The 24,269-nt window shown below is 69.2% G+C and carries 24 protein-coding genes; 8 read left to right on the forward strand and 16 right to left on the reverse strand.

Features of this window, described 5'->3' with window-relative positions; translation table 11 throughout:
- Positions 1 to 9 precede the first annotated feature (9 nt).
- The 3 genes from PKE85_RS01300 to PKE85_RS01310 all read right to left on the reverse strand — a co-directional run bounded on the left by PKE85_RS01300 (position 10) and on the right by PKE85_RS01310 (position 3,405).
- Positions 10 to 1,710: a GumC family protein gene (locus PKE85_RS01300; protein WP_271202987.1), complete on the reverse strand. Its 1,701-nt coding sequence runs from the start codon at positions 1,708 to 1,710 to the stop codon at positions 10 to 12.
- A 382-nt stretch (positions 1,711 to 2,092) separates the two neighbouring features.
- Positions 2,093 to 3,055, reverse strand: coding sequence for a glucokinase (locus PKE85_RS01305; protein WP_271202988.1), 963 nt, complete (start codon positions 3,053 to 3,055; stop codon positions 2,093 to 2,095).
- A 68-nt stretch (positions 3,056 to 3,123) separates the two neighbouring features.
- Positions 3,124 to 3,405 (reverse strand): antibiotic biosynthesis monooxygenase, encoded by a 282-nt coding sequence (locus tag PKE85_RS01310; RefSeq protein WP_271202989.1) that lies wholly within the window; start codon positions 3,403 to 3,405, stop codon positions 3,124 to 3,126.
- Positions 3,406 to 3,464: 59 nt separating this feature from the next.
- Here PKE85_RS01310 and PKE85_RS01315 point away from each other — a divergent pair, with 59 nt between their 5' ends.
- Together PKE85_RS01315 and PKE85_RS01320 are read left to right on the forward strand one after the other, a co-directional pair.
- Positions 3,465 to 4,190 carry an RluA family pseudouridine synthase gene (locus PKE85_RS01315; RefSeq protein ID WP_271202990.1) on the forward strand — a complete coding sequence of 242 codons (726 nt, stop codon included), beginning with the start codon at positions 3,465 to 3,467 and terminating at the stop codon, positions 4,188 to 4,190.
- Positions 4,191 to 4,230: 40 nt separating this feature from the next.
- Positions 4,231 to 5,211, forward strand: coding sequence for a diacylglycerol/lipid kinase family protein (locus PKE85_RS01320; RefSeq protein ID WP_271202991.1), 981 nt, complete (start codon positions 4,231 to 4,233; stop codon positions 5,209 to 5,211).
- Between the two features lie 13 nt (positions 5,212 to 5,224).
- Here the strand turns inward: PKE85_RS01320 and PKE85_RS01325 are convergent, their stop codons facing one another.
- The gene (locus PKE85_RS01325) at positions 5,225 to 5,944 is read right to left on the reverse strand and encodes a TetR/AcrR family transcriptional regulator (protein ID WP_271202992.1); all 720 of its coding nucleotides are present in this window, start codon (positions 5,942 to 5,944) and stop codon (positions 5,225 to 5,227) included.
- A gap of 398 nt (positions 5,945 to 6,342) precedes the next feature.
- Here PKE85_RS01325 and sdhC point away from each other — a divergent pair, with 398 nt between their 5' ends.
- The 3 genes from sdhC to sdhA are packed head-to-tail and all read left to right on the forward strand — an operon-like array spanning position 6,343 to position 8,980.
- Positions 6,343 to 6,753 carry a succinate dehydrogenase, cytochrome b556 subunit gene (gene sdhC / locus PKE85_RS01330; protein WP_271202993.1) on the forward strand — a complete coding sequence of 137 codons (411 nt, stop codon included), beginning with the start codon at positions 6,343 to 6,345 and terminating at the stop codon, positions 6,751 to 6,753.
- An 11-nt stretch (positions 6,754 to 6,764) separates the two neighbouring features.
- On the forward strand, positions 6,765 to 7,139 hold the full coding sequence (gene sdhD / locus PKE85_RS01335) for a succinate dehydrogenase, hydrophobic membrane anchor protein (RefSeq protein WP_271202994.1): 375 nt from the start codon (positions 6,765 to 6,767) through the stop codon (positions 7,137 to 7,139).
- A gap of 5 nt (positions 7,140 to 7,144) precedes the next feature.
- Positions 7,145 to 8,980, forward strand: a complete 1,836-nt coding sequence (gene sdhA / locus PKE85_RS01340; RefSeq protein WP_271202995.1) for a succinate dehydrogenase flavoprotein subunit — start codon at positions 7,145 to 7,147, stop codon at positions 8,978 to 8,980.
- A 19-nt stretch (positions 8,981 to 8,999) separates the two neighbouring features.
- Here sdhA and PKE85_RS01345 read toward each other — a convergent pair whose 3' ends face one another.
- Positions 9,000 to 10,058: an ELM1/GtrOC1 family putative glycosyltransferase gene (locus PKE85_RS01345; RefSeq protein WP_271202996.1), complete on the reverse strand. Its 1,059-nt coding sequence runs from the start codon at positions 10,056 to 10,058 to the stop codon at positions 9,000 to 9,002.
- Positions 10,059 to 10,084: 26 nt separating this feature from the next.
- Here PKE85_RS01345 and PKE85_RS01350 point away from each other — a divergent pair, with 26 nt between their 5' ends.
- The 3 genes from PKE85_RS01350 (at position 10,085) to PKE85_RS01360 (ending at position 12,350) form a co-directional block, all read left to right on the forward strand.
- Positions 10,085 to 11,299, forward strand: coding sequence for a polysaccharide pyruvyl transferase family protein (locus tag PKE85_RS01350; RefSeq protein ID WP_271202997.1), 1,215 nt, complete (start codon positions 10,085 to 10,087; stop codon positions 11,297 to 11,299).
- Positions 11,287 to 12,072: a succinate dehydrogenase iron-sulfur subunit gene (locus PKE85_RS01355; RefSeq protein WP_271202998.1), complete on the forward strand. Its 786-nt coding sequence runs from the start codon at positions 11,287 to 11,289 to the stop codon at positions 12,070 to 12,072. The genes PKE85_RS01350 and PKE85_RS01355 overlap by 13 nt, the downstream gene beginning before the upstream one ends.
- 104 nt (positions 12,073 to 12,176) lie before the next feature.
- Positions 12,177 to 12,350 (forward strand): hypothetical protein, encoded by a 174-nt coding sequence (locus PKE85_RS01360; protein ID WP_271202999.1) that lies wholly within the window; start codon positions 12,177 to 12,179, stop codon positions 12,348 to 12,350.
- A gap of 193 nt (positions 12,351 to 12,543) precedes the next feature.
- On the opposite strand, the gene PKE85_RS01365 is transcribed toward PKE85_RS01360, so the two are convergent.
- From PKE85_RS01365 to PKE85_RS01415, 11 genes are all read right to left on the reverse strand, one after another.
- Positions 12,544 to 13,350: a TorF family putative porin gene (locus PKE85_RS01365; protein ID WP_271203000.1), complete on the reverse strand. Its 807-nt coding sequence runs from the start codon at positions 13,348 to 13,350 to the stop codon at positions 12,544 to 12,546.
- 209 nt (positions 13,351 to 13,559) lie between these two features.
- Entirely contained in the window at positions 13,560 to 13,868 is a 309-nt protein-coding gene (locus PKE85_RS01370; RefSeq protein ID WP_271203001.1) for a hypothetical protein, read from the reverse strand.
- A gap of 5 nt (positions 13,869 to 13,873) precedes the next feature.
- Entirely contained in the window at positions 13,874 to 14,572 is a 699-nt protein-coding gene (locus PKE85_RS01375) for a tetratricopeptide repeat protein (RefSeq protein ID WP_271203002.1), read from the reverse strand.
- Between the two features lie 4 nt (positions 14,573 to 14,576).
- Positions 14,577 to 15,671 carry a Rieske (2Fe-2S) protein gene (locus PKE85_RS01380; protein ID WP_271203003.1) on the reverse strand — a complete coding sequence of 365 codons (1,095 nt, stop codon included), beginning with the start codon at positions 15,669 to 15,671 and terminating at the stop codon, positions 14,577 to 14,579.
- A 74-nt stretch (positions 15,672 to 15,745) separates the two neighbouring features.
- Positions 15,746 to 18,136, reverse strand: a complete 2,391-nt coding sequence (locus PKE85_RS01385; protein ID WP_271203004.1) for a N,N-dimethylformamidase beta subunit family domain-containing protein — start codon at positions 18,134 to 18,136, stop codon at positions 15,746 to 15,748.
- 137 nt (positions 18,137 to 18,273) lie between these two features.
- On the reverse strand, positions 18,274 to 18,714 hold the full coding sequence (locus PKE85_RS01390) for a N,N-dimethylformamidase alpha subunit family protein (protein WP_271203005.1): 441 nt from the start codon (positions 18,712 to 18,714) through the stop codon (positions 18,274 to 18,276).
- Positions 18,715 to 18,901: 187 nt separating this feature from the next.
- On the reverse strand, positions 18,902 to 19,606 hold the full coding sequence (gene urtE / locus PKE85_RS01395) for an urea ABC transporter ATP-binding subunit UrtE (RefSeq protein WP_271203006.1): 705 nt from the start codon (positions 19,604 to 19,606) through the stop codon (positions 18,902 to 18,904).
- Positions 19,603 to 20,349: an urea ABC transporter ATP-binding protein UrtD gene (gene urtD, locus PKE85_RS01400; protein WP_271203007.1), complete on the reverse strand. Its 747-nt coding sequence runs from the start codon at positions 20,347 to 20,349 to the stop codon at positions 19,603 to 19,605. The genes urtE and urtD overlap by 4 nt, the downstream gene beginning before the upstream one ends.
- Before the next feature lie 10 nt (positions 20,350 to 20,359).
- Positions 20,360 to 21,463, reverse strand: a complete 1,104-nt coding sequence (gene urtC, locus PKE85_RS01405; RefSeq protein WP_271203008.1) for an urea ABC transporter permease subunit UrtC — start codon at positions 21,461 to 21,463, stop codon at positions 20,360 to 20,362.
- Between the two features lie 46 nt (positions 21,464 to 21,509).
- Positions 21,510 to 22,385: an urea ABC transporter permease subunit UrtB gene (gene urtB / locus PKE85_RS01410; protein ID WP_271203009.1), complete on the reverse strand. Its 876-nt coding sequence runs from the start codon at positions 22,383 to 22,385 to the stop codon at positions 21,510 to 21,512.
- Positions 22,386 to 22,499: 114 nt separating this feature from the next.
- Positions 22,500 to 23,804 (reverse strand): transporter substrate-binding domain-containing protein, encoded by a 1,305-nt coding sequence (locus PKE85_RS01415; RefSeq protein WP_271203010.1) that lies wholly within the window; start codon positions 23,802 to 23,804, stop codon positions 22,500 to 22,502.
- Between the last annotated feature and the right edge of the window lie 465 nt (positions 23,805 to 24,269).

The raw sequence follows: 24,269 nt of genomic DNA on the forward strand, positions 1-24,269 counted from the left end.
GCCCCGCGGTCAGCGGATCAGGCGCCGGTCATCCGCAGGCCGGGGGCCCGCCGCGGCCGCGGCCCGGCGCAGGGCCTCCGACAGGCGCGACGAGGCGTCCTCGGCGGCGACGGGCGCGACCGGCGAGGCCGGCGTCGGGGAGGGGGCGGGCGCGACCTCCGGCCGGACCGTGACGTCCGGCTGGGCCGCGAGGTCCGGCTTCGGCGCGAGGTCCGCCGCCGGCCGGCGGCGGCCGATGGGGCCGGTGGACCTGTAGATGGCGCCGCGGCGCTGGGCGCGGCCGAACGACGCCATGGCCCAGAGCGCGACGGCGCCCAGCGCCAGCATCACGCCGAGCGTCGCGCCGACGATCGCCCAGGCGGCGCTCGCGACCAGACCGGAGCCTGCGCTCGCCGGCACGGCGGTGGAGGCGATCCGCAGGTTGACGGCGGAGATGCGGCCGAACTCATCCGCCTCGCGGGAGCGGTTCTCGAACGAGGTCAGGAGCCCGCGATTGGCGGCGGCCTCCTGCTCCAGCGCGTTCAGTTCGATCTGGTTCTGGCGGGCGCGGCCGACCTCCGCCGTCAGGTCGGAGACGCGGCGGTTCAGCTCCTGCTGCTCGTTCTCCGCGCGGCCGAGATCGACGCGGGCGGCGTCGCGGATGCGGTTCAGCTCGAAGCGGATGCCCTGCTCGATCTCGGTGACGCGCGAGCGCGCGTTGGTGAGCGCGGGATGGCGCGGGCCGAGGTTGAGGCTGGCCTCGGCCAGATTCTCCCGCGCCGCGCTCAGCCGCTCGATCAGATAGGACACGGTGCGCATGTCCTCGGTGGCGGTCAGCGCGCCGAGCGAGCCCAGATTGCGCTGCGCCTCGTCGAACTGGCGCACGCGGGCGGCGGCCTTGGCGGCGCGCCCCTGCGCCGCTGTGGCCTCGGTGACGGCCTCCTCCAGCCTCTGCTCCACCACCAGCCGGTCGCCGGCCTTGACGAGGCCGTGCTCGCGGCGGAAGCGCTCGGCCTTGGCCTCGGACTCCGCCAGACGGTTGCGCAGCGTCTCCAGCCGTCCGGTGAGCTCCTGCGTCAGCTTGCGGCCGGATTCGGCGCGGGTGTCGGCGTCCTCGGCGATGAAGGCGCGCACCACCCCGTTGGCGATTCGCGCCGCGAGGTCCGACGTGGCGGCGGTGGCGGCCACGTCGACCAGATAGCTCCGCTCGCCGCGCTTGATGACGAGCGCGCGCCGGAGCGCGTTGACCATGCCGGGGTCGGCCCGCTCCTCGGCCCCGAGGCTGCCCCGCAGATCGTCCTCGCCGGTTTTTTCCGCGGCGGCCGCCGCGTCGCGCAGGCTTTTGCGGAAGGCGGGGTCGTCGGCCAGATTCTCGGTCCGGATCGCCCGGGCCAGCACGCGCTCGGAGGTGATGAGCTGCATCTGGCTTTCGACGAAATTGATGGCGGCGTTGGCGTCGAGCTGGCTGTTGACCATCTCGTTCGGGAACACCTGCAGCGCGCGCGGATCGATCAGCAGCTGGGCGGTCGCCACATGCTTCGACGGCAGAGTTGCCTTGACCGCGAGGCCGAGCACGGCGCCGACCACGGCGAGCGCCAGCACCAGCCACACGGCCCGCCGCAGGTGCGAGAGGAACGCGTCGAACGCCTGCGGCCAGGTCTGCGCCGAAGTCTGCGCCGAATCTCGCGTGAACGTCTGCGGCTCCGGGGCGGCGGCTGGCTGCTGGGTCATCGTCCTGCCGTTCTCCGCCTCGTTCGCGACCTTCGACGGATCACGCCCGCCACTCGGAACAAACTCCTGCTACGACAAGCTTAACATGCCGTTCCCCGAGCGGGAGTCCCAAGAGTCGCGGCGCTTGCGGGGAGGCGGCCGAAGCCGCCTCCCCGCTTCGCTCCGGCCGGGAATGGCGTGGCCGGACCGACGTCGGCGAGGCGCGGAGGGCGCCCCGAAGATCGACGCTGCGACCTCAGAATGGCGAGGAAATCCGGAAAAAGCGAGTAAAATTGGATTTAAATCGCGTGGAACCCCTGTCTGAACTGAAAACAGGGTTAACAGCCTAAGAGATGTGCTCGGAAGTCCAAGTATTGATGTCCATTATGAGACGGATCATGCCTCAGCGTGAGGCGCCGTCCCGTTCTGGGGCAGGTCCCGCAAGCGCGGCGCAGCCGATCAGGCCCGCCACGTCCGACGTCACGATCACGGTGGCGGTGCGGCGCATCAGATCGTCATGGGGGCGCTTGGCCTCGAAGGCGGCGCGGAACGCCGCCGGGTCGATCAGCGCGCTGAGGCGCGGAACCACGCCGCCGCAGAGGTAGACGCCGCCCTGGGCGCCCAGCGTCAGCGCCATGTCGCCGGCGAAGCGCGCCAGCAACCGGAGATAGAGCGCGACCGAGGCGAGGGCGTGGACGTCGCCGGCCTCCGCCCGCGTGCGCACCTCGGCCGTGTCGATCGCCGCGTCCCCCCGGCCTGCGACCGCGCCGGCCGCCGCGTGCAGCCGGGCGAGGCCGGGCCCGGACAGAGCCCATTCCGCCGACACCCGCCCGAAGTCGCGCCGGAGCGCCTGCAGGATCGCAAACTCCTCAGAGTCGATCGCGGCGAGTTCGATGTGGCCGCCCTCGCTCGGCGCCGGAATCCAGCCGCCGCCCGCCGGCCGCAACCCGGCGACGCCGAGCCCGGTGCCGGGGCCGAGCGCCGCCTTGGGCGCATGGATCGGGGTCGCCTCGCCGATGGGGGTCAGTTCGTCGGCGCTGTAATGGGGCAGGGCGGCGGCCTGGGCCACGAAGTCGTTCACCAGCGCCACGCGCGTCAGGCCGAAGCGGCGCTCCAGCGCGTGGCCGTCGATCAGCCAGTCCCGGTTGGTGAGGCGCATGGCGTCGCCGAACACCGGCCCGGCGACCGCGAGCACGGCGCGGTCCGGCCGCTCGGGCGCGGCGTCCAGATAGGCGGCGACCTCGTCCTCGAACGTGGCGAAGCCGTCGTTGGCGAGCGTTCGCACGGCGCGGGGACGCACGGCGTCCCCGTCCACCAGACCGAAGCGGCCGTTCGTGCCGCCGATGTCGCCGACGAGGAGGGTCAAGGCTGAAGACTCACGGGATCAGGCGGGGCGGGAGACGCGGGTCACAGGGCGGCATTCGACGGCGCCGGTCAACCGAGATCGAACAGCCGCACACGTCGCACCTTGACGAACGGCCGGACAGCCTCCTCAAAGGCGAGGCGCGCGGGCGCGTCGTCGGCCTCCGCCGCGGCGTCGCTGGCGTAGAGCGTCGAGGTGAGGAAGAAGCCCGGCGCCTCGGGGTCCTCGGCGATGGCGACGCCCCGGCATTCGGGATCGCTGCGCTCCATCTCCCGCGCGCTCGCGAACGCCGCCGCCCGGAAGGCGGCGATGTTCTGGGGCTCGACCTCGAAGACGGTGGCGACAAGCTTCATGAGCGCGACATAGTGCGGGCGCGACGCCCGCCAACACACAAAAGGGTCCTTGAGCCGAGATGACCGCGCCCGCCTTCGCGCCCGACGACCTGACCGCCCGCGTGCTGCACCGGGACGGCCTGATGCTGGTGGTGGACAAGCCCGCCGGCGTGCCGGTCCACGCCGGTCCCAAGGGCGGGCTCAATCTGGAGAGCATGTTCCACGCGCTGCGCTTCGGCCTGCCGCGCGATCCGGCGCTGGCGCACCGGCTCGACAAGGACACCAGCGGCTGCCTGGTGCTGGGGCGACACCGCAAGGCGCTCGCCCGGCTCGGCAAGCTTTTCGCCAACGGGCGGGTGGGCAAGACCTACTGGGCGGTGACGCGGGGCGCGCCCGACGCGGACCAGGGCCGCATCGACGCCCCCCTCGCCAAGCGCAGCCCCGATCGGGGCTGGTGGATGGCGGTCGATCCCGCGGGCGCGCCCTCCGCCACCGAATGGCGGGTGCTGGCGCGGGGCGCGGGCCTCGCCTTCGTGGAGTTCACGCCGCTGACCGGCCGCACGCACCAGATCCGCGTCCACGCCGCCCATCTCGGCATGCCGCTGCTGGGCGATCCCATCTACGGCGCGGAGCCGGCGGGCGGGGCGCGGCTGCATCTTCACGCCCGGTCCATCCGCGTGCCGATGCGGGAGAACCAGCCGCCGGTGCAGGTGACCGCGCCGCCGCCGCCGCACATGGCCGAGACCTTCGCGGCGATGGGCTGGCGCGTGGACGAGGATGAAGCCGCCCTATATGCCCCCGCCTGACGGCGCGCCCGCGCCGGAACAGCCTCACGGACGGACGCCCATGGCCCGCTGCCTCGTGCTGCTCAACCCCCGCGCCGGAACCCTGAAGGACCTCGCCGCCGCAAGCGGCGGGGAGCCTGCGGAGAAGGTGCGGCAGGCCTTCGCCGCGGCCGGCAAGGACGTGGACGTGCGCATGGCGCCGCCGCGCGATCTCCGCTCGGTGCTGGACGAACTCGCCCGGAGCGACGACCATGACGAGATCATCGTCGGCGGCGGCGACGGCTCGCTGTCCCGCTCGCTCGACAAGCTGCTCGCTTCCGGCAAGACCTTCGGCGTGCTGCCCTTCGGCACCATGAACCTGCTGGCGCGGGACCTCGGCGTGCCGCAGGAGATCGACGAGGCGATCGCGGCGCTCGCCCGCTCGGAGCCGGCGGAGGTGGACCTCGGCTCCATCAACGGCCGGCCGTTCCACTCCATCTCCGGCCTCGGCTTCTTCGCCCAGATGGCGCGGGCGCGGGAGGCGGCGCGGGGGCTGAAGGGGCTTGGCCGCTACGCCGGCTTCACGGTGGCGGCGCTCCGGGCGTTCTTCCGCTCCGGCCGCTCCCGCTACCAGCTCGAGATCGACGGCGCGCCGCTGGTGGTGGAGGCCACGGCGGTGCTCGTGACCAACAACCCCTTCGGCGACGGCGCCTGGCGGCGGCCGCGGCTCGACACGGGCGAGCTTGAGGTGATCGTCGCCCATTCGGGCTCGATGCGCGAGCGCCTCAGGCTCGGCGTGGACGTGGTGGCGGGCGGCTGGCGCGCCAATCCGCTGATCGAGGTGTTCCGGGCGCGCCGCGTGGAGGTGCGCAAGTCCCGCCGGCCGCGGGTGTGGGTGGCGACCGACGGCGAACTCAGCCGCGAGCCGACGCCGATCGTCTACGAGATTCGTCCGAAGGCCGCGCGCATGCTGCGTCCGCGGATGTCCGCCGATGCGCTGTCCGCCGCCCCGGCCGCGCTTGCGCCGGGCGCGGAGACGCGCGTTCCCGAACGGGAGGGCTGACCGGCGGCGGCGCTCAGGCCGCCACCAGCGCGCCTGCGCTCGCCGGCAGGGCGCGGGGCGTGGTCACCGCGCCGGAATGCAGGAGGCGCAGCACGGAGCGCACGCCGGCGTCGTGGGTCTCTGCGACCTGGCGGATCTCCTCGGCGTCGTCGAGGGTGGGCGCGAAGCCGAACACGAAGGCGCGCACCCGGATGGTCATCATGGCGTTGTGGAAGGCGTGCATGAGCGTGCGTTCGCCCTCCAGGAGCGGACGCTCCGCCAGCGACGGCACGCCTTCCTCCGCCCGCCACTGGTCGAGCAGCGCCATCCACACCGGCCAGCTGCGGGCGAGGTTGCGCGCCACGGGCTCGGCGTAGGAATCAAGCCCGGCGCGGAACAGCAGCCGGGTGGTGGTGGCGGTCATGCGGCCGATCATTCCGGCGTAGACGTCGGCGACCCTGTCGACCATGGGCTGGCCGGCGGAGGCGGCGAAGGCCTCGAGCGCGCCTTCGCTCCAGTGGGTCCGGAACGCTTCGGCGAACACGGCCTCGATCAGGTCGGTCTTGCTGTCGAAATAGCGGTAGAGCAACGCCTGGGTGACGCCGATCGAGGCGGCGAGGTCCCGCGTCGGGCCGCTGAAACCGTTGTCCGCGAAGAAGGAGCAGGCCGCGGTCACGATCTGGGCGCGGCGTGCGTCGCCGGCGAGGCGCGGGGCGCGCTTGCGGGCGACCGAGGCGAGATGTGTGACGGTCATGAACCGATCGCTTTCACGTGTCACGCGGAGGAGCCGCGCAATGAGCCTGCGATAACAATGCGCTTTTATTCCCGCCGCGGGACAGACCGGGAAAATCCGTAGCGACGATATGACGCATGAGGCGGGTGATCGCGGCGCCCGGATAACGGTCGCGTGGGGTGCGATGACGTGCGGTTCACGTCTTGGCGAGCAGGGAAGCCGCTGCGTATTGAGCGAAAGCAGGATTTGCGCCATGCTCGCCCGCGACGCCCTGCCGCAGGCGCGGGTCCGTTCCGCTCGAAATGAGGAGCGGGGGCGCTATGACGAAAGTCAGGACGGCGACGCCCGGTGCGACGTTGCGCTGCAGCGCAGCGTCCGCTAACCCAGCGTGGCGACATTCGAAGAGGTCCAGAAAACCGATGGCGCCACCGAACGCGGGTCCCGCCAGGCCGCTCTCTCCGCATCTGCAGATCTACAGGCCGATGCTGTCGATGATGATGTCGATCGTGCATCGCATCACCGGCGGCGCGCTTTATTTCGGCACGGTCCTGCTCGTGATCTGGCTGATCGCCGCCGCGTCGGGGCCGTCCGCCTTCGCAACCGCACAAGCGGTCTACGGCTCGATCCTCGGCCAGCTCGTGCTGTTCGGCTACACGTGGGCGCTGATCCACCACGCGCTCGGCGGCGTGCGCCACTTCATCTGGGATCTGGGCTACGGCTTCGACCATGACAGCCGTGAGAAGCTGATCAAGGCCGGGCTGGTCGGCTCGATCGCGCTCACCGTGCTGGTCTGGCTCGTGGCCTACGCCACGCTCGGCGCCGGCGGCTGAGGGAGACGGCGATGCGAACTCCCCTCGGACAGGTGCGCGGCCTCGGCGCCGCCCGCTCCGGCACCGGCCATTTCTGGCTGCAGCGCATGACGGCGGTGGCCAACCTCGTGCTGTCGATCTTCTTCGTCGGCCTGCTGATCTCGCTCGCCGGCGAGAGCCACGCCTCCGTCACCGCGACGCTCGCCCATCCGCTGGTGACGATCGTGATGCTGCTGTTCGTGCTGTCGGCGACCGTCCACATGCGTCTCGGCATGCAGGTCATCATCGAGGACTACGTCCACCACGAAGCGCTCAAGATCGCCGCGCTGATGCTGAACACCTTCTTCACGATCGTGATCGGCCTGTCGGCGACGTTCGCGCTTCTCAAGATCAGTTTCGGAGTCTGAACGCCATGGCCGAGGGCGCCAAGTCCAACGGAGCCGCGCCGGGCGTGAACGGTCGCGCCTATCCCTTCACCGACCACACCTTCGACGTTGTGGTGGTGGGTGCGGGCGGCGCGGGGCTGCGCGCCGTGGTCGGCTGCTCCGAGGCTGGCCTCAAGACCGCCTGCATCACCAAGGTGTTTCCCACCCGCAGCCACACCGTGGCGGCGCAGGGCGGCATTTCGGCGTCGCTCGGCAACATGGGCGAGGACGACTGGCGCTTCCACATGTACGACACCGTCAAGGGCTCCGACTGGCTCGGCGACCAGGACGCGATCGAGTATCTGGTGCGCAACGCCCCGGCCGCCGTCTACGAGCTGGAGCACTGGGGCGTGCCGTTCTCCCGCACGGAGGAGGGCAAGATCTACCAGCGGCCCTTCGGCGGCATGACCACCCACTACGGCAAGGGCACCGCCCAGCGCACCTGCGCCGCCGCCGACCGCACCGGCCACGCCATCCTGCACACGCTCTATGGCGCGGCGCTGAAGGCCAAGGCCGAGTTCTTCATCGAGTACTTCGCCATCGACCTGATGATGGACGAGGAGGGGGCCTGCGTCGGCGTCGTGGCGCTGAAGATGGACGACGGCACCCTGCACCGTTTCCGCGCCCACAAGACCATCCTCGCCACCGGCGGCTATGGCCGCGCCTATTTCTCCGCGACCAGCGCCCACACCTGCACCGGCGACGGCAACGCCATGGTGCTCCGCGCCGGCCTGCCGCTGCAGGACATGGAGTTCGTGCAGTTCCACCCCACCGGCATCTACGGCGCCGGCTGCCTGATCACGGAGGGCGCCCGCGGCGAAGGCGGCTACCTCACCAATTCCGAGGGCGAGCGCTTCATGGAGCGCTACGCGCCTTCCGCCAAGGACCTCGCCTCCCGCGACGTGGTGTCCCGCTCCATGACGGTGGAGATCCGCGAGGGGCGGGGCGTGGGCCGCAACAAGGACCACATCTTCCTGCACCTCGACCATCTGGACCCGAAGATCCTGCACGAGCGCCTGCCGGGCATCTCGGAAAGCGCCAAGGTGTTCGCGGGCGTGGACGTGACCCGGGAGCCGATCCCGGTGCTGCCGACCGTGCACTACAACATGGGCGGCATCCCCACGAACTTCCACGGCGAGGTGCTGACCAAGAAGGACGGCGATCCGGACACGGTGGTGCGCGGGCTGATGGCGCTGGGCGAGGCGGCCTGCGTGTCGGTCCACGGCGCCAACCGGCTCGGCTCGAACTCTCTGATCGATCTGGTGGTGTTCGGCCGCGCCGCGGCGGTGCGCTGCGCCGAGACCATGGAGCCGAACGCGCCCCATCGGGAGCTGCCCAAGGGCGCGTCCGATCTGGCGGTCGCCCGGCTCGACCGGGCCCGCAACGCCTCCGGCGGCACGCCCACCGCCGAGCTGCGGCTCTCGATGCAGAAGGTGATGCAGTCCAACTGCGCCGTGTTCCGCACCGGCGAGGTGCTGGAGGAGGGCAAGGGCCTGATCCATCAGGTCTGGGCCGGCGCCGACGACGTGCGCGTCACCGACCGGTCGCTGGTGTGGAACTCCGACCTGATCGAGACGCTGGAGTTTGAGAACCTGATCGCCCAGGCGGTGGTCACCATGGACAGCGCCGTCAACCGGCAGGAGAGCCGCGGCGCCCACGCCCGCGAGGACTTCCCCGACCGCGACGACAAGACGTGGATGAAGCACACCCTGTCCTGGGCGGATGCGGAGGCGCGCACGGTCGCGATCGATTACCGGCCGGTGCACACCTACACGCTGACCAATGACATCCAGTACATCGAGCCCAAGGCGCGCGTGTACTGAACGCGGGCGCCGGCGGGCTTCAGTCCGCCTGCGCCAGCCGGGCCCGAAACGCCCCGTTCGCGAACAGGGCGTCGAGCAGCGGTTCGGACCAGCAGGCGGTGAGAGGACGAAACCACTCTTGAACATCCCGCGCCACATCGACCCCGTGGAGTTCGCCCGGAGCGACGCGCCTGAGCCGGCGCGCCGCCTCCTGGCGCGCGAGATAGGCGGCGTGGCGGGGCTCCGGAGCGGCGCGCCCGGGCCCGAGCGCGTAGACCGGGCGTCCCGCGGCGATGGCGTCGGCGATCATGGAGCGGCTGTCCGCGGTGCAAAACGCCACGCCCGCCCGCCCGAGCCAGTCGCCGACCACCGGACGCGGCGCCTCCGCGTGCCACACGGCCTCCGCCAGCGTCGGGGAGCCTGCGAGCGCGGCCTTCAGCCGCGCCTCGCCGCGTGCGCCGGTGCGCCGCGAGGTGCTGAGCAGCAGGCGGGCGCCGGACCGCGCCGCGAGCCGGTCGAGGCCGTGGGCGATGCGGCCCCAGTCGTCGTCCGTATAGCCGTAACCTTCCGTGTCGCCGCCGATCAGCGCGCACCACAGCCCTTCGTCGACCGCCGCGCCCATGCCGGCGCGCAGGACCGGCGTCGGGGCGATGGGCAGGCGCACATGCGGCGCGCCGTCCGGCGCCGCCTCGTCCTCGGACAGGATCAGCAGGTCGAACATGCGCGCCGGCAGATGGATCGGCGCGCCGATGTGGATCGCGAAGGCGCCCTGACGGCGCAGCAGCGCGCCGGCGAATTCGGAGCGGCCGAGCGCGGTGACGGCCACGTCCGGGCTCATGTCCTCCGTGGTTCCGGCGAACAGCGCGCGGGCGAGCGCGTCGGCGCCGAGGGCGCCGGGATCGAGCCGGCCGCGACGCAGCGCCTGGGCGGCGAGCGGCCGGGCGAGGCTGCGGCGCAGCCGGAGCGGCGCGGTCTCGACGGTCGCGGGCGTCCGCGCGGAGATGGCCGTGGCCACGCCGAAGCACTGGTTGGTGACGCCCGGGAGCCGCGCATCGATCGCCCATATGCGCAGCGCGCGGCTCTCGTCATGCGCGCTCATGAGATCGCTCCTGCGGAGGGCGCGCGATGAGCGGAGCGCTCTCCCTTCCTCGCCCGCGGGGCGCGGTGGCGATCGTGTTCGCCAATCTGAAGGGCAATCTGGGGGATTTCGCGATCCTTCATGCCATGCTGGCGGAGGCGGGGCGGGCGTTTCCGGGGCGGGCGCTCCATGTCTACTCGCATCCGCTGCACGGTGTCGACGACGCCCGCATGACGGCGTTCCGCGCGCAAGCGCCGGCGTTCGACTATCGCGGCCCGACGCACAGCGCGCCGCTTGGCCGCTTCCGCACGCTGGCGCTGAAACTCCGGCTCACGCCCGTCAGTCTCGGAGGGGCGATCCGCAAACGCGCCGCGTCCTGGACCGGCCGCTTCGCCGGTTTCGGATCATACGAGGCCGTGCTGTTCGCCGGCGGCGAGCAGTGGGGCGGCCGGGATCTCGGCGGCGCGATGTTCGCGACGCTGGGCGCGGTCCGCCGGCAGGGGGCCGTGGCGGCCGCGTTTCCATTCTCGGTCAAGCCCAGCCTGCTGCGGCTGCATTCGCCGTCCGGGCTGAAGCGCCTGTTCGCCGCGTTGTCGCGCCCGCTCGTCACCCGCGACGAGGCCTCGGCCGATCTGCTGCGCGGCGCGGGCGTGCCGGCGGAGAAGGGCGCCGACAGCGTCTTCGGGCTGTCGGCGGAGGCCGCGGCCATACCCCTCGCGCGCGACCGCGATCCGGAGCGCGTCCTCATCGCCGCGACCGGCGACGCGGACCACGTTCTCGGGGCGGCCGAGCGGCTCATGTCGGACGGTCTGCGCGTGGAGGCGCTGACCACCTGCGCCGAGGAGGACGCCGCCACGCTCGCGGCCCTCAGCGACCGGCTGGGCGTCGTCGGCCGCGCGCCGCTGACCTGGCAGGAGACGGTGGCGGAGTTCAAGGCCAGCCGGCTGGTGGTCACCAACCGGCTGCACGGCGTGATCCTCGGCGTGCTGGCGGAGGCGACGCTGCTGCCGGTCGCCAACCGCACCAAGGTGCGCTCCTTCGTGGAGGACGCGGCGCTCGAGCGCCATGCGGACGATCTCGCCGCGATCGACGGCGCGCTGGCGCAGGCGGCGCTCGCCGGCCGCGACGACATTCTGGCGCGCATGCGCGCCCATCACGACCGCAGCCTCGGCCTGCGGCGCAGCCCGCTCGCGCCCGCCCCGGCGCGCGCGGTTCCCGAACCTGTTTCGTCCGGCGGAGAACAGCCACAATGGTCGAGCTGAGCCTTCCCAAGAATTCGCGCGTCACGGAAGGGCGCACCTGGCCGAAGCCGGCGGGGGCGAAGACGCTCACCGAGTTCCGGGTCTACCGCTGGAACGGCGACGACGGGCTGAACCCGCACATCGACACCTATTACGTCGACCGCGACGACTGCGGGCCGATGGTCCTGGACGGGCTGATCTACATCAAGTCCAAGATCGACTCGACGCTGACCTTCCGCCGCTCCTGCCGCGAAGGCATCTGCGGCTCCTGCGCCATGAACATCGACGGCACCAACACGCTCGCCTGCACCAGAGGCATGGACGAGTGCGCCTCCGGCGGCACGGTGAAGATCTACCCGCTGCCGCACATGCCGGTGGTGAAGGATCTGGTGCCGGACCTCACCCGCTTCTACGCCCAGCACGCCTCGGTGGAGCCGTGGCTCAAGACCGACACCCGCGCGCCGGGCACGGAATGGCGCCAGAGCCGCGAGGACCGCGAGAAGCTGGACGGGCTCTACGAGTGCATCCTCTGCGCCTGCTGCTCCACCTCCTGCCCGAGCTACTGGTGGAACGGCGACCGCTATCTCGGCCCCGCCGCGCTGCTGCAGGCCTACCGCTGGCTGATCGACAGCCGCGACGAGCGCACGGGCGAGCGGCTGGACGGGCTGGAGGACCCGTTCAAGCTCTACCGCTGCCACACCATCATGAACTGCGCCAAGGCCTGCCCCAAGGGCCTCAATCCGGCCAAGGCCATCGCCGCCATCAAGGGCATGATGGTCGAACGGCAGTTCTGACAGCCCGGCGTCTGCCGCATTTTTGTGCGTGCCCGCCGGTCGACGGCGGGTCGCGGCCGGCCCACGTGATGCTCCTGCGGGACGTCACGTCAAGGGAGGCCGATATGAACGACACCATCGAACAGACGCGCGCCTGGAGCGTCGAGAACGTTCAGGACTTGCAGAATCTCGCCCGCGAGAAGGTGCCGGCGAGCGTGATCGCGCTGCGCCTGCGCCGCTCGCAGCAGGACGTGCGCGCCAAGGCGACCGAACTCGGGCTGTCTCTGCCGGCGGAATAGGCGGCAAGGCCGACGGCGATCGCGCTTGCGCGCCGCAGGGCGCCGCTGCGCGGTCTGCTGGTCCGATTGGCGCAGGACGGTTCGCTCGGATGGCGGGAAGCCTCGGCCGGGCGACCCGCCATGAAAAAGGCCGCGCCTCTCCCGGGGAACGAGAAGAGACGCGGCCTGCAACCCGGCGGGGGGCGCCGGGGTGTTACTTCAGCTTGCTGAGCGAGGTGTCGAACGACAGGCTGGCCAGGAAGCGCGCGCCGCAGGAGCTGCGCTGTCCGATGAACTGAGCGCATTCGCTCCTGGACAGGCCGCTGTCGGTGTAGCGCAGGTCGAGCGTCATCGCCTTGTAGGTGAGGCCGCCGCCCACGTTCCAGAACGTGTACTCGGGCGCGAAGTTGTCCGAGATCCACTGCTTGCCGATTTCGCCCGACACATAGGCGCCGAGGACCGGGAACTGCGGCAGCGAGGCCAGGGCGTATTTGCCGAACAGCGAGGCGTGGGTGCCGTCGACATCCTTCACGCCGATGAACTTGCCGGTCCAGAACAGGTTGGCGCCGATGGTGAACTCGTCGGTGAGGGCGTATTTGGCGATGCCGTACACCTTGTAGAAGTCGAGCTCGCGGACGCCGCTGTCTTCGCCGGAGTAATCGATCCAGACATAGCCCACGTCCAGCGACAGCCGGTCGAAGGTGTGGCGGACGCCGCCGTAGATGTCGATTTCGGCGCTCGGATTGGTGCCGTCGAAGTCGACGTTCGACGCCCAGACGCCCGCATAGACCCAGTCGAACGCCGAAAGCTCGGCGTAGCCCTGGATCGCCGGGTCGCCCTTGGTCTGGCTGACGCTGCGCAGGTTGTATTCGCTCGCGAGCTTGACGCCGAAGGCGATGTCGATCGGCAGGATCGGCTCGGCGGTCATGGGCGTGGCGAGGTCGGCCGCTGCGGCGGGCGCTGCGGCGAAGCCGGCGGCCGCAATCATCAGCGCGCCGCATGCGTGTTTCAGGTAGGACATTTCGATCAACCCCGTCAAAACAACTAGACGACTGATACTTTCTGACTCTAGCAATATCATCTAGCTTAATTTTTGTCGTTTAGATCGAAGCAGAGCGCCTGTGACATTTATGCTGCAACGCAATAATCTTGGATAGAAGTTCGACGACGGCGCCCTTATGAGGCGCAGCCCACAGCATGTGGGGGCCGTGAGCCGCCGAACATCTCCGGTTACGGCGCGCCGACGGGCGCTTCGTCTGGGTTGCGCCGGAAGAGGTACAGCATCGGACCTTTGACCGAGGTCTCGGCCAGCGGGATCTTCAGCTGCTCGGTCATGTAGCGCAGCACGATGGCGGCGGCGGCGGGCGAGAGCAGCGGCTTCCACAGCCAGATGTCCCGCTCCCGGTCGACGCCGTTCTCCTCGAACAGCGCCGTCTCGGCGTTCACGCCGGAGCCGATGCGCCAGCCGGAGGGCTCGGTCCCGAACTCCTTGATGTAGCTCAGGAACTCAAACTTCACCTGTTGCGGGCTGAACACCATGGCGCTCACCCCGGCACGGGGGTGAGACGGGCGTGGATCGACACGTCCGGGGTCGCCGCGCGCCAGCGCGCCACGCCCGCGGCGCCCGCGCGCTTCTCGTCCGCGGACATCTGGCCCACCACGCCCTCCAGCGCGCTCAGGGCCGTGCCCACGCCGTGCTGGGCCGCGAGCGACAGCCACACGTAAGCCTCCACGCGGTCCTTCTCGACGCCGACGCCGTTGGCGTAGAGGAAGCCGAGCCGGGCCTGGGACGGGTAGTGGCCGCCCTCGGCAGCCTTGCGGTACCAGCCGGCGGCGGCGGTCGCGGAGTTGTCCTGCGCCGTGGGCTTGGACAGCAGTGTGGCCAGATTGTACTGGGCGTAGAGGTCGCCCTGCTCGGCCGCGCGGGTGAGCCAGACCACCGCCTGCCGCTCGTCGCGCTCCACGCCCTGGCCCATGGCGAGCATCGCGCCCACGTTGGTCTGGGCCAGCGCGTTCCCGGCCTCGGCCGCCGCGAGATAGAGCGCGAAGGCCATCTGGGGCGAGGCCGCGCAGCCTTCGCCGTGGGCGTACATCACGCCGAGCCAGGTCTTGGCCTCGGCGTGGCCGGCGTTTGCGAGGCTCTGAAACAGCTCGAACGCGAGCTCGAAGTCCTCGCGGTTGTAGGCGGCGATGGCCTGTTCGAGCGGCGAGCCGCGCTCGGCGTCAACCTTGGCGGAGAGCATGGGGTCAGCCTTTCGGGTTCTGGTAGAGGGGTTGCTCGACCGGGCCGAGCGGCGCCCGGGCGACGCGCGCGGCCAGAACGGCCTGCAGCCACGCGGCGACGTCGGAGGTCTGGCGCGGCAGCGGCTGGCCGATGGTCTCGGGGCGGTGGGTGGTGCCGAAGCGGGACAGCGCGAGATGCTCGGCTTCGGCCTCCGCGGCGCGGGCTTCGATCTCGGCGCGCCAGCGCTCCAGCGTCGCGGCGGGCTCGGCGCCGTAGACCGACACGCGGCAGAGCGTCCGGCCGATCGCGGTCGGCTGCAGGATGACGACGGCGGTGTCCCGCTCGTCCGACAGCAGCACGAGATTGGGGAACAGAACGGCGGCGCGCAGGGGGCGTCCGTCGCGGGTCTCGGCGTCGGAGACGGTCCAGCCGCCCTCCGGGTCGGAGGCGGCGAGGCGGCCAGCGGCGAGCGCCGCGGCGGTCAGCTTCCAGTTCGCCTTGAATTCGAGCCAGATCTCGTCGGAGCGGTTGGGCTTGTGGTTGCCGAAGGCGCCGCTCTCGCGGTTCAGCCGCTGCAGGCCCGCCTCGGTCCAGTTGGGGGCGATGTCGAGATTGACGAAGATCAGCGGGCCCCAGCTTCGGGCCTGGGCGGTGAGCAGGCGCTCGGGCCTGAGGCCGAGGTACTGGTGCATCTCCGGCGTGCCGTCGCCGAGCTCGCTCGCGGGGATCGCGGCCCGGTCGCGGCTGTAGCCGCAGGAGGTGAAGGAGCACTTGGTCTTGGCGCCGGTCTGGCACTGCAGCGGCACCGCGCGGCAGCCGCCGTGCTGGGCCTTGTTGAAGCGCGCCGCCAGCCCGGTCGCGGTCCGCTGCACATGGACGCCGTGGGTGCCGACGGTGAAGGGCAGCAGGTCGCCCACGTTCGGGATCGCCTCATGGGCGCCGACGCAGACCCAGTCCCGGGTCCACACCGCCTCGTCCTCGAGCCGGGTGAAGGCCAGCGAGCGGACGGCGGCGGGCGGCAGCGTCCGGGCGTCGCCGGTGGTGGCCTCCATGTAGAAGGCGGGGGCGGCGAGATCCTGCCCCTCGTCGAAGTAACCGAGGTCCGGGCGGTGCTCCATGGGGCTGCGCCTCATCGAATGCGGGGAAGGGGCCCTCCGCCCGCGGCGCGAAACCGCGGGCGGAGGGGAGGGGCTCAGGAGGCCGTGGAGGCCAGCGCCGGGGACTCGTAGTCCGCGCGGCCGCGATGCTTGATCGCGTCGGCCGGGGGCTGCGGCAGCGGGCCGTCCTGCATGAAGTGGTTCAGGACGTTGCCCACCAGCTTCGAGATGTTGTTGTCGCCGTTGTTCCAGGGCAGCGAGCCGCAGAACGCGATCGACGAGAACGAGAAGCAGGCGCCGCCGTTCGGGGTCTCGTGGAAGGCCACGTCGCCGCGGACGCGGGGATGCACCGTGCCGTCGAGGCCCTGCTGGTTGAAGCCGAAGTCCTCCATGACGAGCAGGTAGGCTTCGGTGTGCCGGCCGGCCGAGGTGGCCACCGCCAGGGTGTGCGGGGGCGAGCCGAGCGTGACGTCGACGATGTCGAGCTCCAGACCGGCGCAGCCGCCGCCCACGAGGCCGAAGTTGCCGAGCGGCTCGTCGTAGGAGATGCCCTCGAAGGCGAAGGCCACGCGGGGATCGTTGCTGTCCGGGGTGCGCGAGTAGTAGGTCGAGATGTCGAAGCCTTCGTTCGTCATGCCGACGCCGGCGACCGAGTAGAGCGACCGGCCGCGGAAGCGCCACATGCCGCCGAGCTCGCCCGTGCCCTGGTGGTAGTACTCGCCGGGCTCCGCGCGCCAGGTGCGGATGCCGCTCTCGCAGCGCCGCATCTCGGTGATGACGCCGCGGCCGATGTCGTCATAGGCCGGGTGGTACGAGTGCACCCAGTACCAGGCGTCGGCGCCCATATACATCAGGCGGCCGCCGCGCTGGGTGTAGTTGTGCAGCGCGTCGAGCTGCGTGCCCGAGTTGTGCTCCGGATGCGAGCCGGTGATGACGACGTTGTAGTTCTCGAGCCGGGCGAGGCCGTCATAGGTGACGTCCTCGTCGGTGATGACGTCGTACTCGTAGCCCATCTGCTCCAGCCAGTAGATCAGATGGAGGTCGGCCGGGTACTGCCACGGGGCCTGGGCCAGGAAGTGGTCGTACTTCGGACGGATCGACAGGATCGGCCGCAGGCGCGACGACATGCAGATGCCCGAACCGTCGGTGTGCGTGTCGTAGATCGAGCCGCCGTATTCGCGGTGCTCGGCCAGGAACATGTTCTGGTGCTGCATGATCGGCACGCGGTACACGAACAGCTCCGCGCCGCCGGCGTTGCAGGCCACGTGCTCGTTGGCGTAGGCCATGTAGGAGATGGTCGGGACCATCACCGCGATCTTGGACTGCTCCTTGCCGATCTTCGGCACGACCCAGAACGGTAGGTAGTCCTCGTCGCCGTCCGTGGTCGTGACCTTGAGCGCGTAGAAGCGGCTCTTGATGTCTTCCGGCACGGTCCAGACGACGTCTTCCGACCAGCGGGCGTTGTCCACGTCGTCGTCGTGGAAGTGGATGCCGCCGTACTCCTTCTTGGCGTATTTCCAGTCGAAGTTCTGGCCGGACCAGTTGTAGCCGGTGAGCGCGCGGGTCGGGCAGTTCACCAGCTGCGCGTCGAAGCGGTAGGGGCCGTTGTCCTTGGCCTTGAGGGTGCTGATGCCGTCCCAGAAGTCCCAGGCGGCGACGATCAGGCCGGACAGCTCGCCGGTGGGGCCGGAGTTGCGGCGCTCGGTCAGGCCGGGCTGCGCGCCGAGCTTCATCTGCTCGATCTCGAAGCGGCTCAGCGCCTTCTTCAGGATGCGCGGGCTGTCGATCTTGCCGTTGTACTTGCCGGTGAACCAGACGCCGACCGGGAGCGAGGAGGCGCCGAGCGGATCGTCGCTGATCTTCTCCACGTAGGCCGCCAGCGCGACCGGCGCTTCGGTGTGCTCGATCGTGGTCTTGATCCTGGTCTTGACCGGCTCGATCACCGGATCGAGGGCGTAGACCACCTGCGGCTCATGATAGAGCGTGACGTCGCCGGTGGCGGCGTCGAAGGTGGCGGCGACGAAGTGCCAGGCGTGGTCGCGGATCGGGGCGCCGGTGGTGATCTTGTGGCCGTTGATCCGGAGCTCGAGGCAGCCCTCCTCGTTGATGAACAGGCCGTAGCCCTTGCCGTCCATCCACTTGGTCACGAGGCCCTGGGCGCCGTGCTTCCAGTACCGCGGATGCGTCTTCGGCGTCGTCGGCCAGATGTAGCACTGCAGCGTGAAGCTTTCGACGTGGAACTGCGGCGCGTCCTCCACATAGCCGTAGGAGCCGCCGTGGATGATCTGCTTGCGGCCCTTGTAGGTCCCGTTGGCGGCCGCCTCGACGGGCTTCTCGATGAAGCCGGGGCCGCGCGGGTTGGTGTCGCCGTGGATCATCTGGACGATCTCGGCCTTGAACTCGGCCGGGCCGTCGCAATTGACGTAGAACTTGATTTCGTCGCCGGGGTGGACGCTGAATTTGTCAGCGTATCCAGTCAACCGCATGGCGCACATCGGATTTCTCCAGTTATTCGCTTGCGCGAGGCAAAGGCCGGGCGTTTGCGCCGACGGGATCGCCAGCGCATCAAGGCTTGGGGGGGACTGAGGACCGAGCGGCCCTCAGTCCCGATCGAAGGGGTGGTTCAGGTGACGGGCCAGTTGTCGTCCCGATGCTTCCACCCTTCGGTGAAGTGCTCGGGCATGCCGGCCGTTTCGGGCAGCTCGTCCAGACGCATCAGGAAGATGTCGTGCTGGATCTCCTGCTCGCAGGTGTAGACCTTGTCGTTGACGAACTCCGGCGGCACGCCGCGGACGCCCGACAGGCGGCCGATCCGCCACTCGGCGTCGATCTTGGTGCAGATGACCACCAGCTTGCCCTTGGGGGACTCGCCGCGCATGCGCAGCAGCACGCGGCGCAGATCGGGGTTCTCATGCACGCCGCCGGTGACGACGGTGGTGTCGCCGGGCGTTTCGCACTTCAGCACCGAGAAGCCCGCGACCCCTTTCATGGAGTCGACGCACTCCCGGTGCTCCTTGATCATGGCCTCGCGTTCGGGCGTGCCCTTCTTGGGGATTGGAATCATCGCAGACCTCTCTGAAGCATCGCGGCCTTCTCGAAGGCGCGGAGAGTGTTCGATCGCAAGATGAGCGACCGTCAAAAAGGAGAAGAGGCGATTCCTCTTCTTTGTTTTTGCGAGTTCTAATCTATTCCCAATCCGGACGTTGCGTCAATGGCGACTAGATATTTTTCTAGATGAAAAATCTAGCTAGTTAGATCGTCATGTGGCGCTCGACCAGCTCGTCGGTCATCTCCCCGATGGGGCCCCGGGCGACGACCCGGCCGTTGTCCACCATCAGGAAGGCGTCGCCGAGCTTGCGGGCCACCTTGATGTGCTGCTCGGTCAGGATCAGGCTGATGCCCAGCTCCTTGTTGAGCATCTTCAGGATCTCGCCGATCTCGTGGACGATGTTGGGCTGGATGCCCTCGGTCGGCTCGTCCAGCAGCAGGATCTTCGGCCCGACCGCGAGCGCGCGGGCGATGGCGAGCTGCTGCTTCTGGCCGCCCGAGAGCAGGCCGGCGCGGCGCTCCAGGTTGTCCTTCAGATAGGGGAAGATCCTGAGGCAGATCTCGGGGATCTCGGGCGCCTTGTCGGCGCGGGCGAAGGTGCCGAGCAGGATGTTCTCGCGCACGGTGAAGTCCGAGAGGATGCCGCGCCCCTGCGGCACGTAGCCGATGCCGTAGGGCGCGCGCTGGTGCGGCGGCTTGGCGCCGATGTCGGCGCCGTTGATGCGGATCGCGCCGGTGGAGCGGTCGGTCAGCCCCATGATGGTGCGCATCAGCGTGGTCTTGCCCACGCCGTTGCGGCCCAGCACGCACAGGCACTGGCCTTCCTCCAGATCGAAGGACACGTCCTTGAGGATTCGCGTCGCGCCGTAATAGGACGTGACGTTGTCGAAGTTGAGCAGCGCGCTCATGCCGCCTCCTTCTCGCCGAGATAAACGTCGCGCACGCGGGGATTGGCCTCGATCTCCTGGAGCGAGCCCTGGGCCAGCATCGAACCCATGTGCATGACCGTGACCACGTCCGCGATCTCGCGCACGAAGCCCATGTCGTGCTCGACCACGATCAGGGTCGCGGTCTTCTGCAGGTCCTTGAAGATGCGGGCGGTTTTTTCGATCTCGCCCTCGGTCATGCCGGCGATGGGCTCGTCCATCAGCAGGAGGCGCGGCTCCTGCATCAGCACCATGCCGATCTCCAGCCACTGGGTCTCGCCATGGGACAGGATGCCGGCCTGCTCGCCGAGCCGGGTCGTGAGGCCCGCGAGCGTCGCGATCTCGTCCAGCTTCTCCTTCAGCCCCGCCTTGTGGAACTTGAACAGGTTCCAGAACGGGTTGGTCTGGCGGCTGTAGGCCACTTCGAGGTTCTGGCGCACGGTGAGGTTCTTCAGAACCGCCGGCACCTGGAACTTCCGCCCGATGCCGGCGCGGGCGATGACGTGCTCGTGTTTGGCGGTGATGTCCTCGCCCGCGAACAGGATCGCGCCCGAGGTCGGCTTGATGCGGCCGGTGACGAGATCCATCGTTGTGGTCTTGCCGGCCCCGTTGGGACCGACGAGGCAGCACAGCGTCCCCTCGGTGACCTCCATGCTGAAGTCGTTGATCACCTTGGTGGCGTCGAAGCTCTTGGACAGGTTCTTGATTTCGAGAAGTCCGGGCATCTCGGCTCCCTCACTCGGCCGGCAGGGGCTTGGCGTCGCCGTTGGTTTCGGCGGCGGGGGTCTTCGGCTTGGTCGCGAGCAGGCCGAGCGCGGATTCGAGCAGGCTCGCGAGGCCGTTCGGCAGGAAGCGGACCACGACGATGAAGAAGCCGCCGAGGATCAGGAGCCAGGTGGCGAGGAAGGCGTCGCCGAGATAGCTCTGCGCGCCCTGGATCAGGAACGCGCCGCACATGGCGCCGAGCAGCGACAGCCGGCCGCCGATCGCGGCCCAGATCACCATCGACAGGCTGAAGCCCACGTCGAGCTGCGCCGGCGAGACGTACTGCACCAGCATCACCAGGCAGCAGCCGGCGAAGGCCGCGATCGCGCCGGAGATGGTGTAGATCGCGGTCTCGTAGCCGGCGACGCTGTAGCCAAGGAAGCGCACGCGCTCGGCGTCGTCGCGGATCGCCTGGGTCACCAGTCCGAACGAGCTCTGGGTGATGAGCTTCGCCACCACCGTCGCGGTGACGAGGATCGCGAGCACGATCCAGTAGGCGGTCGAGCTGTAGGGGTCGATCTCGAAGCCGCCGAGCTGCAGCGGGGAGGGCGGCGTGATGCCGTTGACGCCGCCGGTGTAGGGCTGGCGGTCGAGAATGATGGTGTAGAAGGCCGACAGCATCGCGAGCGTCATGATCGCGAAGAACGGGCCGGACACGCGCGCCCGGAACATGACGCCGCCGAAGATGGCGCAGAACAGCGTCGGGACCGCGATCGACAGGATCAGGCCGGCGGCGGTGTTCGAGAACGGCTCCCAGAACCAGGGCAGCTGGTCGAGGCTGTTGTTCAGCATGAACGGCGGGATCGGGTTCGATTCCGTCTGGCTCTGCATCTGCATGGTCATGGCCATGCCGTAGGCGCCGAGGCCGAAGGCGATGCCCTGGCCGAGGTTGAGGATGCCGCCGAAGCCCCAGCACAGGCTGATGGACAGCGCCAGCATGCCGTAGACGCCGTAGGTGGCGAGCTGGTTGAGCAGGAAGTCGTCGCTCACGAAGCTCGGGATCACCGCCAGTCCGAGGAAGAACGCCGTGTAGACGAGCCACTGGGCGGTCTTGTTGTGGTAGAGGTTGCCCATGGTTCTCACTCACCCATGCGGTTGCTGTTGAGGACGAGGGCGCGCGTCACCGGCGCGCTCCCGCCTGGGCGAACAGGCCCTGCGGCCGGAAGCGCAGGAACACCACGATCAGCACGAAGATGACGAAGCGCGCGAAGGTGTCGTTGGTGAAGAAGGCGAAGATGGACTGAAGTTCGCCCGTCACCCCGCTCGCGACCACCGTGCCGGCGAGCGAGCCGCCGCCCGTGACCACCATCAGGAAGGCCTGCACCACGTAGCTCGCGCCCATGGTCGGCAGGACGATCGCCAGCACGCCGAACAGGGAGCCCGCGACGCCGGCGAGGCCTGCGCCCAGCGCGAAGGTCATCATGTAGACGCGGCTCGAATTGATGCCGAAGGAGGCCGCCATCTCCTTGTTCTGCATCACCGCGCGCACCTGGACGCCGAAGCGGGTCTTGTAGAACAGCAGCCAGACGCCGAGCACGCACAGCGCCGTCACCAGCAGGATGACCACGCGGAAGCTGGAGATGGAGGCGAAGCCGAGCGAGATGTTGCTGGAGAAGATTTCGGGCGCCGCGAGATATTTCGGGTCGCTGCCGAAGATCAGCCGCACGCCCTGCATCAGCACCAGCGAGACGCCGTAGGTGGCGAGCAGCGTGTCCAGCGGCCGGTTGTAGAGGTAGCGGATCAGCCCCCGTTCGAGCGCGAGGCCCACCGCGCCCACGATGACGAAGGACGCCGGGATGCACAGCAGGTAGGGCAGTCCTAGGTAATACTGCAGCATGTAGGAGGAGTAGGCGCCGAGCATGATGAACTCGCCGTGCGCCATGTTGATGACCCCGGCCGCGCCGTAGATGATCGTGAGCCCGAGCGCGGCGATCAGCCAGATGCTGGCGATGCTGAGCCCGAGGATGAGCGCGTTGAGGAGCGAGCCAAGGTCCATCGTGCCGATCCGTGGTTTCTAGAAGCAGGACGTCGGGCGCGACGGCGCCCGTTGGAAAAAGCGGGATGGCGGGCCCGTCGGACGTCTGTCCGCCGGGCCCGCCATCGTCAGGCGTCAGATGACGTTGGTGCGGACCTTGCCGTCCGGGGCCTTCAGGCCGTCCTTGGTGCAGACGCCGGCGTCCGGGTAGATCGAGTACGGGTCCGGAGCCACGTGCTTCTCGGCGGCCTTGACGATCTTGAACGTGCCGTCCGCCTGGCACTGGCCGATCTTCGGCTTGAGCCAGGTGTTGAAGTTGTTCTCGTCGATCCAGACCAGGCCTTCCGGCGAGACCGCGTCCTCGACCCGGACGCCGCCCGAATGGTCGCGGATGGCGCGGGGGGTGACGTTCTCGAAGCCGACGGCGGCGGCGGCCTTTTCAAAGCCGGCCTTGAACACGTAGGCGGTGAGGTACGTCTCCTCCATGTTGTAGTGGGTCACGCCGTTCTTGCCGTACTTCGACTTCAGGAAGTTCTCGACGAACTTCTGGTTGGTCGGGTTGTCGAGCGACTGGAAGTACGGCGCGGACAGGAAGTGGCCGGCGCCGAACTCGGCGCCCATGGCGCGGGTCTCGATCTCGCCGGTGGTCAGCGAGGCGATCGGCATGGTGTCGACCTTGAAGCCTTCCTGCTTGAACTGCTTGTGGAAGGCGATGTCGGAGGCGCCGACCACGGTCGAGAAGATGAAGTCCGGCTTGGCGTCGCGGATCTTGTTGAGCACGGGGCCGAACTCGGACGAGCCGAGCGGAATGTACTCCTCGCCGAGCAGCTCTCCGCCGGCCTTCTCAAGCCAGATCTTGGCGTTCTTGTTGGACTCTTTCGGCCACACGTAGTTGGAGCCGACGAAGAAGACCTTCTTGCCGAACTTTTCGACCATGAAGGGGATGAGGTCCTGGGAGTGCTGGTTGGCCAGCGGGCCGGTGCAGATGGTGTTCTGCGTGCACTCCGCGCCTTCGTAGCAGGTCGGGTAGTAGAGCAGGTGGTTGCGCTGCATGACGGTCGGAAGGATCGCCTTGCGGCTCGCCGAGGTGTAGCAGCCGAACAGGGCCGTCACCTTCTCGCGCAGGATCAGCTCCTTGGTCTTCTCGGAATAGACGCCGAAGTCCGACTTGGCGTCCACGATCACGGGCTCGACCGGCACGCCGCCGACGCCGCCGTTCTTGTTGATCTCCTCGAAGGCGTACTGCAGCGCCAGCGTGCTGTCCTCTTCCGGAACGGCGAGCGCGCCGGTCAGCGAGAACAGAAGGCCGACCTTGATGGGCTCGCCCTTCTTGAGCGGGGCCGCGTAGGCCTTGTCCGAGGTCATGATGTTCGGCATCGCGATCGCGGCGGCCGATGCGGCGGCGGCGGTCGTAAGCAGTCTGCGGCGCGTGAAGTCCATCGTCTGTGGTCCCTTGAGGCAGCGAGAAAGGGTGCGGCCGGATCGGTGATCCGGTCGGGAAAAACAAGGCGCCTTTGCCGTTATGTCTAGATGCTATGATTGGATGCGCAGCCGCGTCAATGCCTTTCCGGCCGGTGACGGATGTTTCCTCAGAGGGGCGTTTCTGGCGCCTCACAGAGATGCATCAGGGGCGTTCCTGGCCTGGAATCGCACTTAGTTTAAGCAATTCGGCCTTGGAGCTTATGTGTTTACGGGGGCGGGCCGGTCGGAGATGCGCCGCGCCCGCGGGCCTGAGAGGGCGTGGAAGGCCCGGAAAGAATGTGGCTTGCGCCCTCAAATTGTGATCTAGATGTTTTTGCTAGGCGATGGGCGCGGGCGCCGCGCGGCGGCGCAATGAGCCTTACGGCCACTTGGAATAGGCCTGCTTTGAAGGCTATGGGAGTTGTAGAAAGAAAAACGCATGCG

Source organism: Methylopila jiangsuensis, assembly GCF_027922305.1.
Classification (GTDB): Bacteria; Pseudomonadota; Alphaproteobacteria; order Rhizobiales; family Methylopilaceae; genus Methylopila; species Methylopila jiangsuensis.

Excerpts from the sequence above, each read along its gene's own strand:
- PKE85_RS01390 (WP_271203005.1), bottom strand. The coding sequence starts at position 18,714 with ATGATTCCAATCCCCAAGAAGGGCACGCCCGAACGCGAGGCCATGATC.
- urtB (WP_271203009.1), bottom strand. The coding sequence starts at position 22,385 with ATGGACCTTGGCTCGCTCCTCAACGCGCTCATCCTCGGGCTCAGCATC.
- PKE85_RS01315 (WP_271202990.1), top strand. The coding sequence starts at position 3,465 with ATGACCGCGCCCGCCTTCGCGCCCGACGACCTGACCGCCCGCGTGCTG.
- PKE85_RS01320 (WP_271202991.1), top strand. The coding sequence starts at position 4,231 with ATGGCCCGCTGCCTCGTGCTGCTCAACCCCCGCGCCGGAACCCTGAAG.
- sdhA (WP_271202995.1), top strand. The coding sequence starts at position 7,145 with ATGGCCGAGGGCGCCAAGTCCAACGGAGCCGCGCCGGGCGTGAACGGT.
- urtE (WP_271203006.1), bottom strand. The coding sequence starts at position 19,606 with ATGAGCGCGCTGCTCAACTTCGACAACGTCACGTCCTATTACGGCGCG.
- PKE85_RS01380 (WP_271203003.1), bottom strand. The coding sequence starts at position 15,671 with ATGGAGCACCGCCCGGACCTCGGTTACTTCGACGAGGGGCAGGATCTC.
- sdhC (WP_271202993.1), top strand. The coding sequence starts at position 6,343 with ATGGCGCCACCGAACGCGGGTCCCGCCAGGCCGCTCTCTCCGCATCTG.
- PKE85_RS01385 (WP_271203004.1), bottom strand. The coding sequence starts at position 18,136 with ATGCGGTTGACTGGATACGCTGACAAATTCAGCGTCCACCCCGGCGAC.
- PKE85_RS01310 (WP_271202989.1), bottom strand. The coding sequence starts at position 3,405 with ATGAAGCTTGTCGCCACCGTCTTCGAGGTCGAGCCCCAGAACATCGCC.
- PKE85_RS01350 (WP_271202997.1), top strand. The coding sequence starts at position 10,085 with ATGAGCGGAGCGCTCTCCCTTCCTCGCCCGCGGGGCGCGGTGGCGATC.
- PKE85_RS01325 (WP_271202992.1), bottom strand. The coding sequence starts at position 5,944 with ATGACCGTCACACATCTCGCCTCGGTCGCCCGCAAGCGCGCCCCGCGC.
- urtC (WP_271203008.1), bottom strand. The coding sequence starts at position 21,463 with ATGGGCAACCTCTACCACAACAAGACCGCCCAGTGGCTCGTCTACACG.
- PKE85_RS01415 (WP_271203010.1), bottom strand. The coding sequence starts at position 23,804 with ATGGACTTCACGCGCCGCAGACTGCTTACGACCGCCGCCGCCGCATCG.
- sdhD (WP_271202994.1), top strand. The coding sequence starts at position 6,765 with ATGCGAACTCCCCTCGGACAGGTGCGCGGCCTCGGCGCCGCCCGCTCC.
- urtD (WP_271203007.1), bottom strand. The coding sequence starts at position 20,349 with ATGCCCGGACTTCTCGAAATCAAGAACCTGTCCAAGAGCTTCGACGCC.
- PKE85_RS01355 (WP_271202998.1), top strand. The coding sequence starts at position 11,287 with ATGGTCGAGCTGAGCCTTCCCAAGAATTCGCGCGTCACGGAAGGGCGC.
- PKE85_RS01360 (WP_271202999.1), top strand. The coding sequence starts at position 12,177 with ATGAACGACACCATCGAACAGACGCGCGCCTGGAGCGTCGAGAACGTT.
- PKE85_RS01300 (WP_271202987.1), bottom strand. The coding sequence starts at position 1,710 with ATGACCCAGCAGCCAGCCGCCGCCCCGGAGCCGCAGACGTTCACGCGA.
- PKE85_RS01375 (WP_271203002.1), bottom strand. The coding sequence starts at position 14,572 with ATGCTCTCCGCCAAGGTTGACGCCGAGCGCGGCTCGCCGCTCGAACAG.
- PKE85_RS01345 (WP_271202996.1), bottom strand. The coding sequence starts at position 10,058 with ATGAGCGCGCATGACGAGAGCCGCGCGCTGCGCATATGGGCGATCGAT.
- PKE85_RS01370 (WP_271203001.1), bottom strand. The coding sequence starts at position 13,868 with ATGGTGTTCAGCCCGCAACAGGTGAAGTTTGAGTTCCTGAGCTACATC.
- PKE85_RS01365 (WP_271203000.1), bottom strand. The coding sequence starts at position 13,350 with ATGTCCTACCTGAAACACGCATGCGGCGCGCTGATGATTGCGGCCGCC.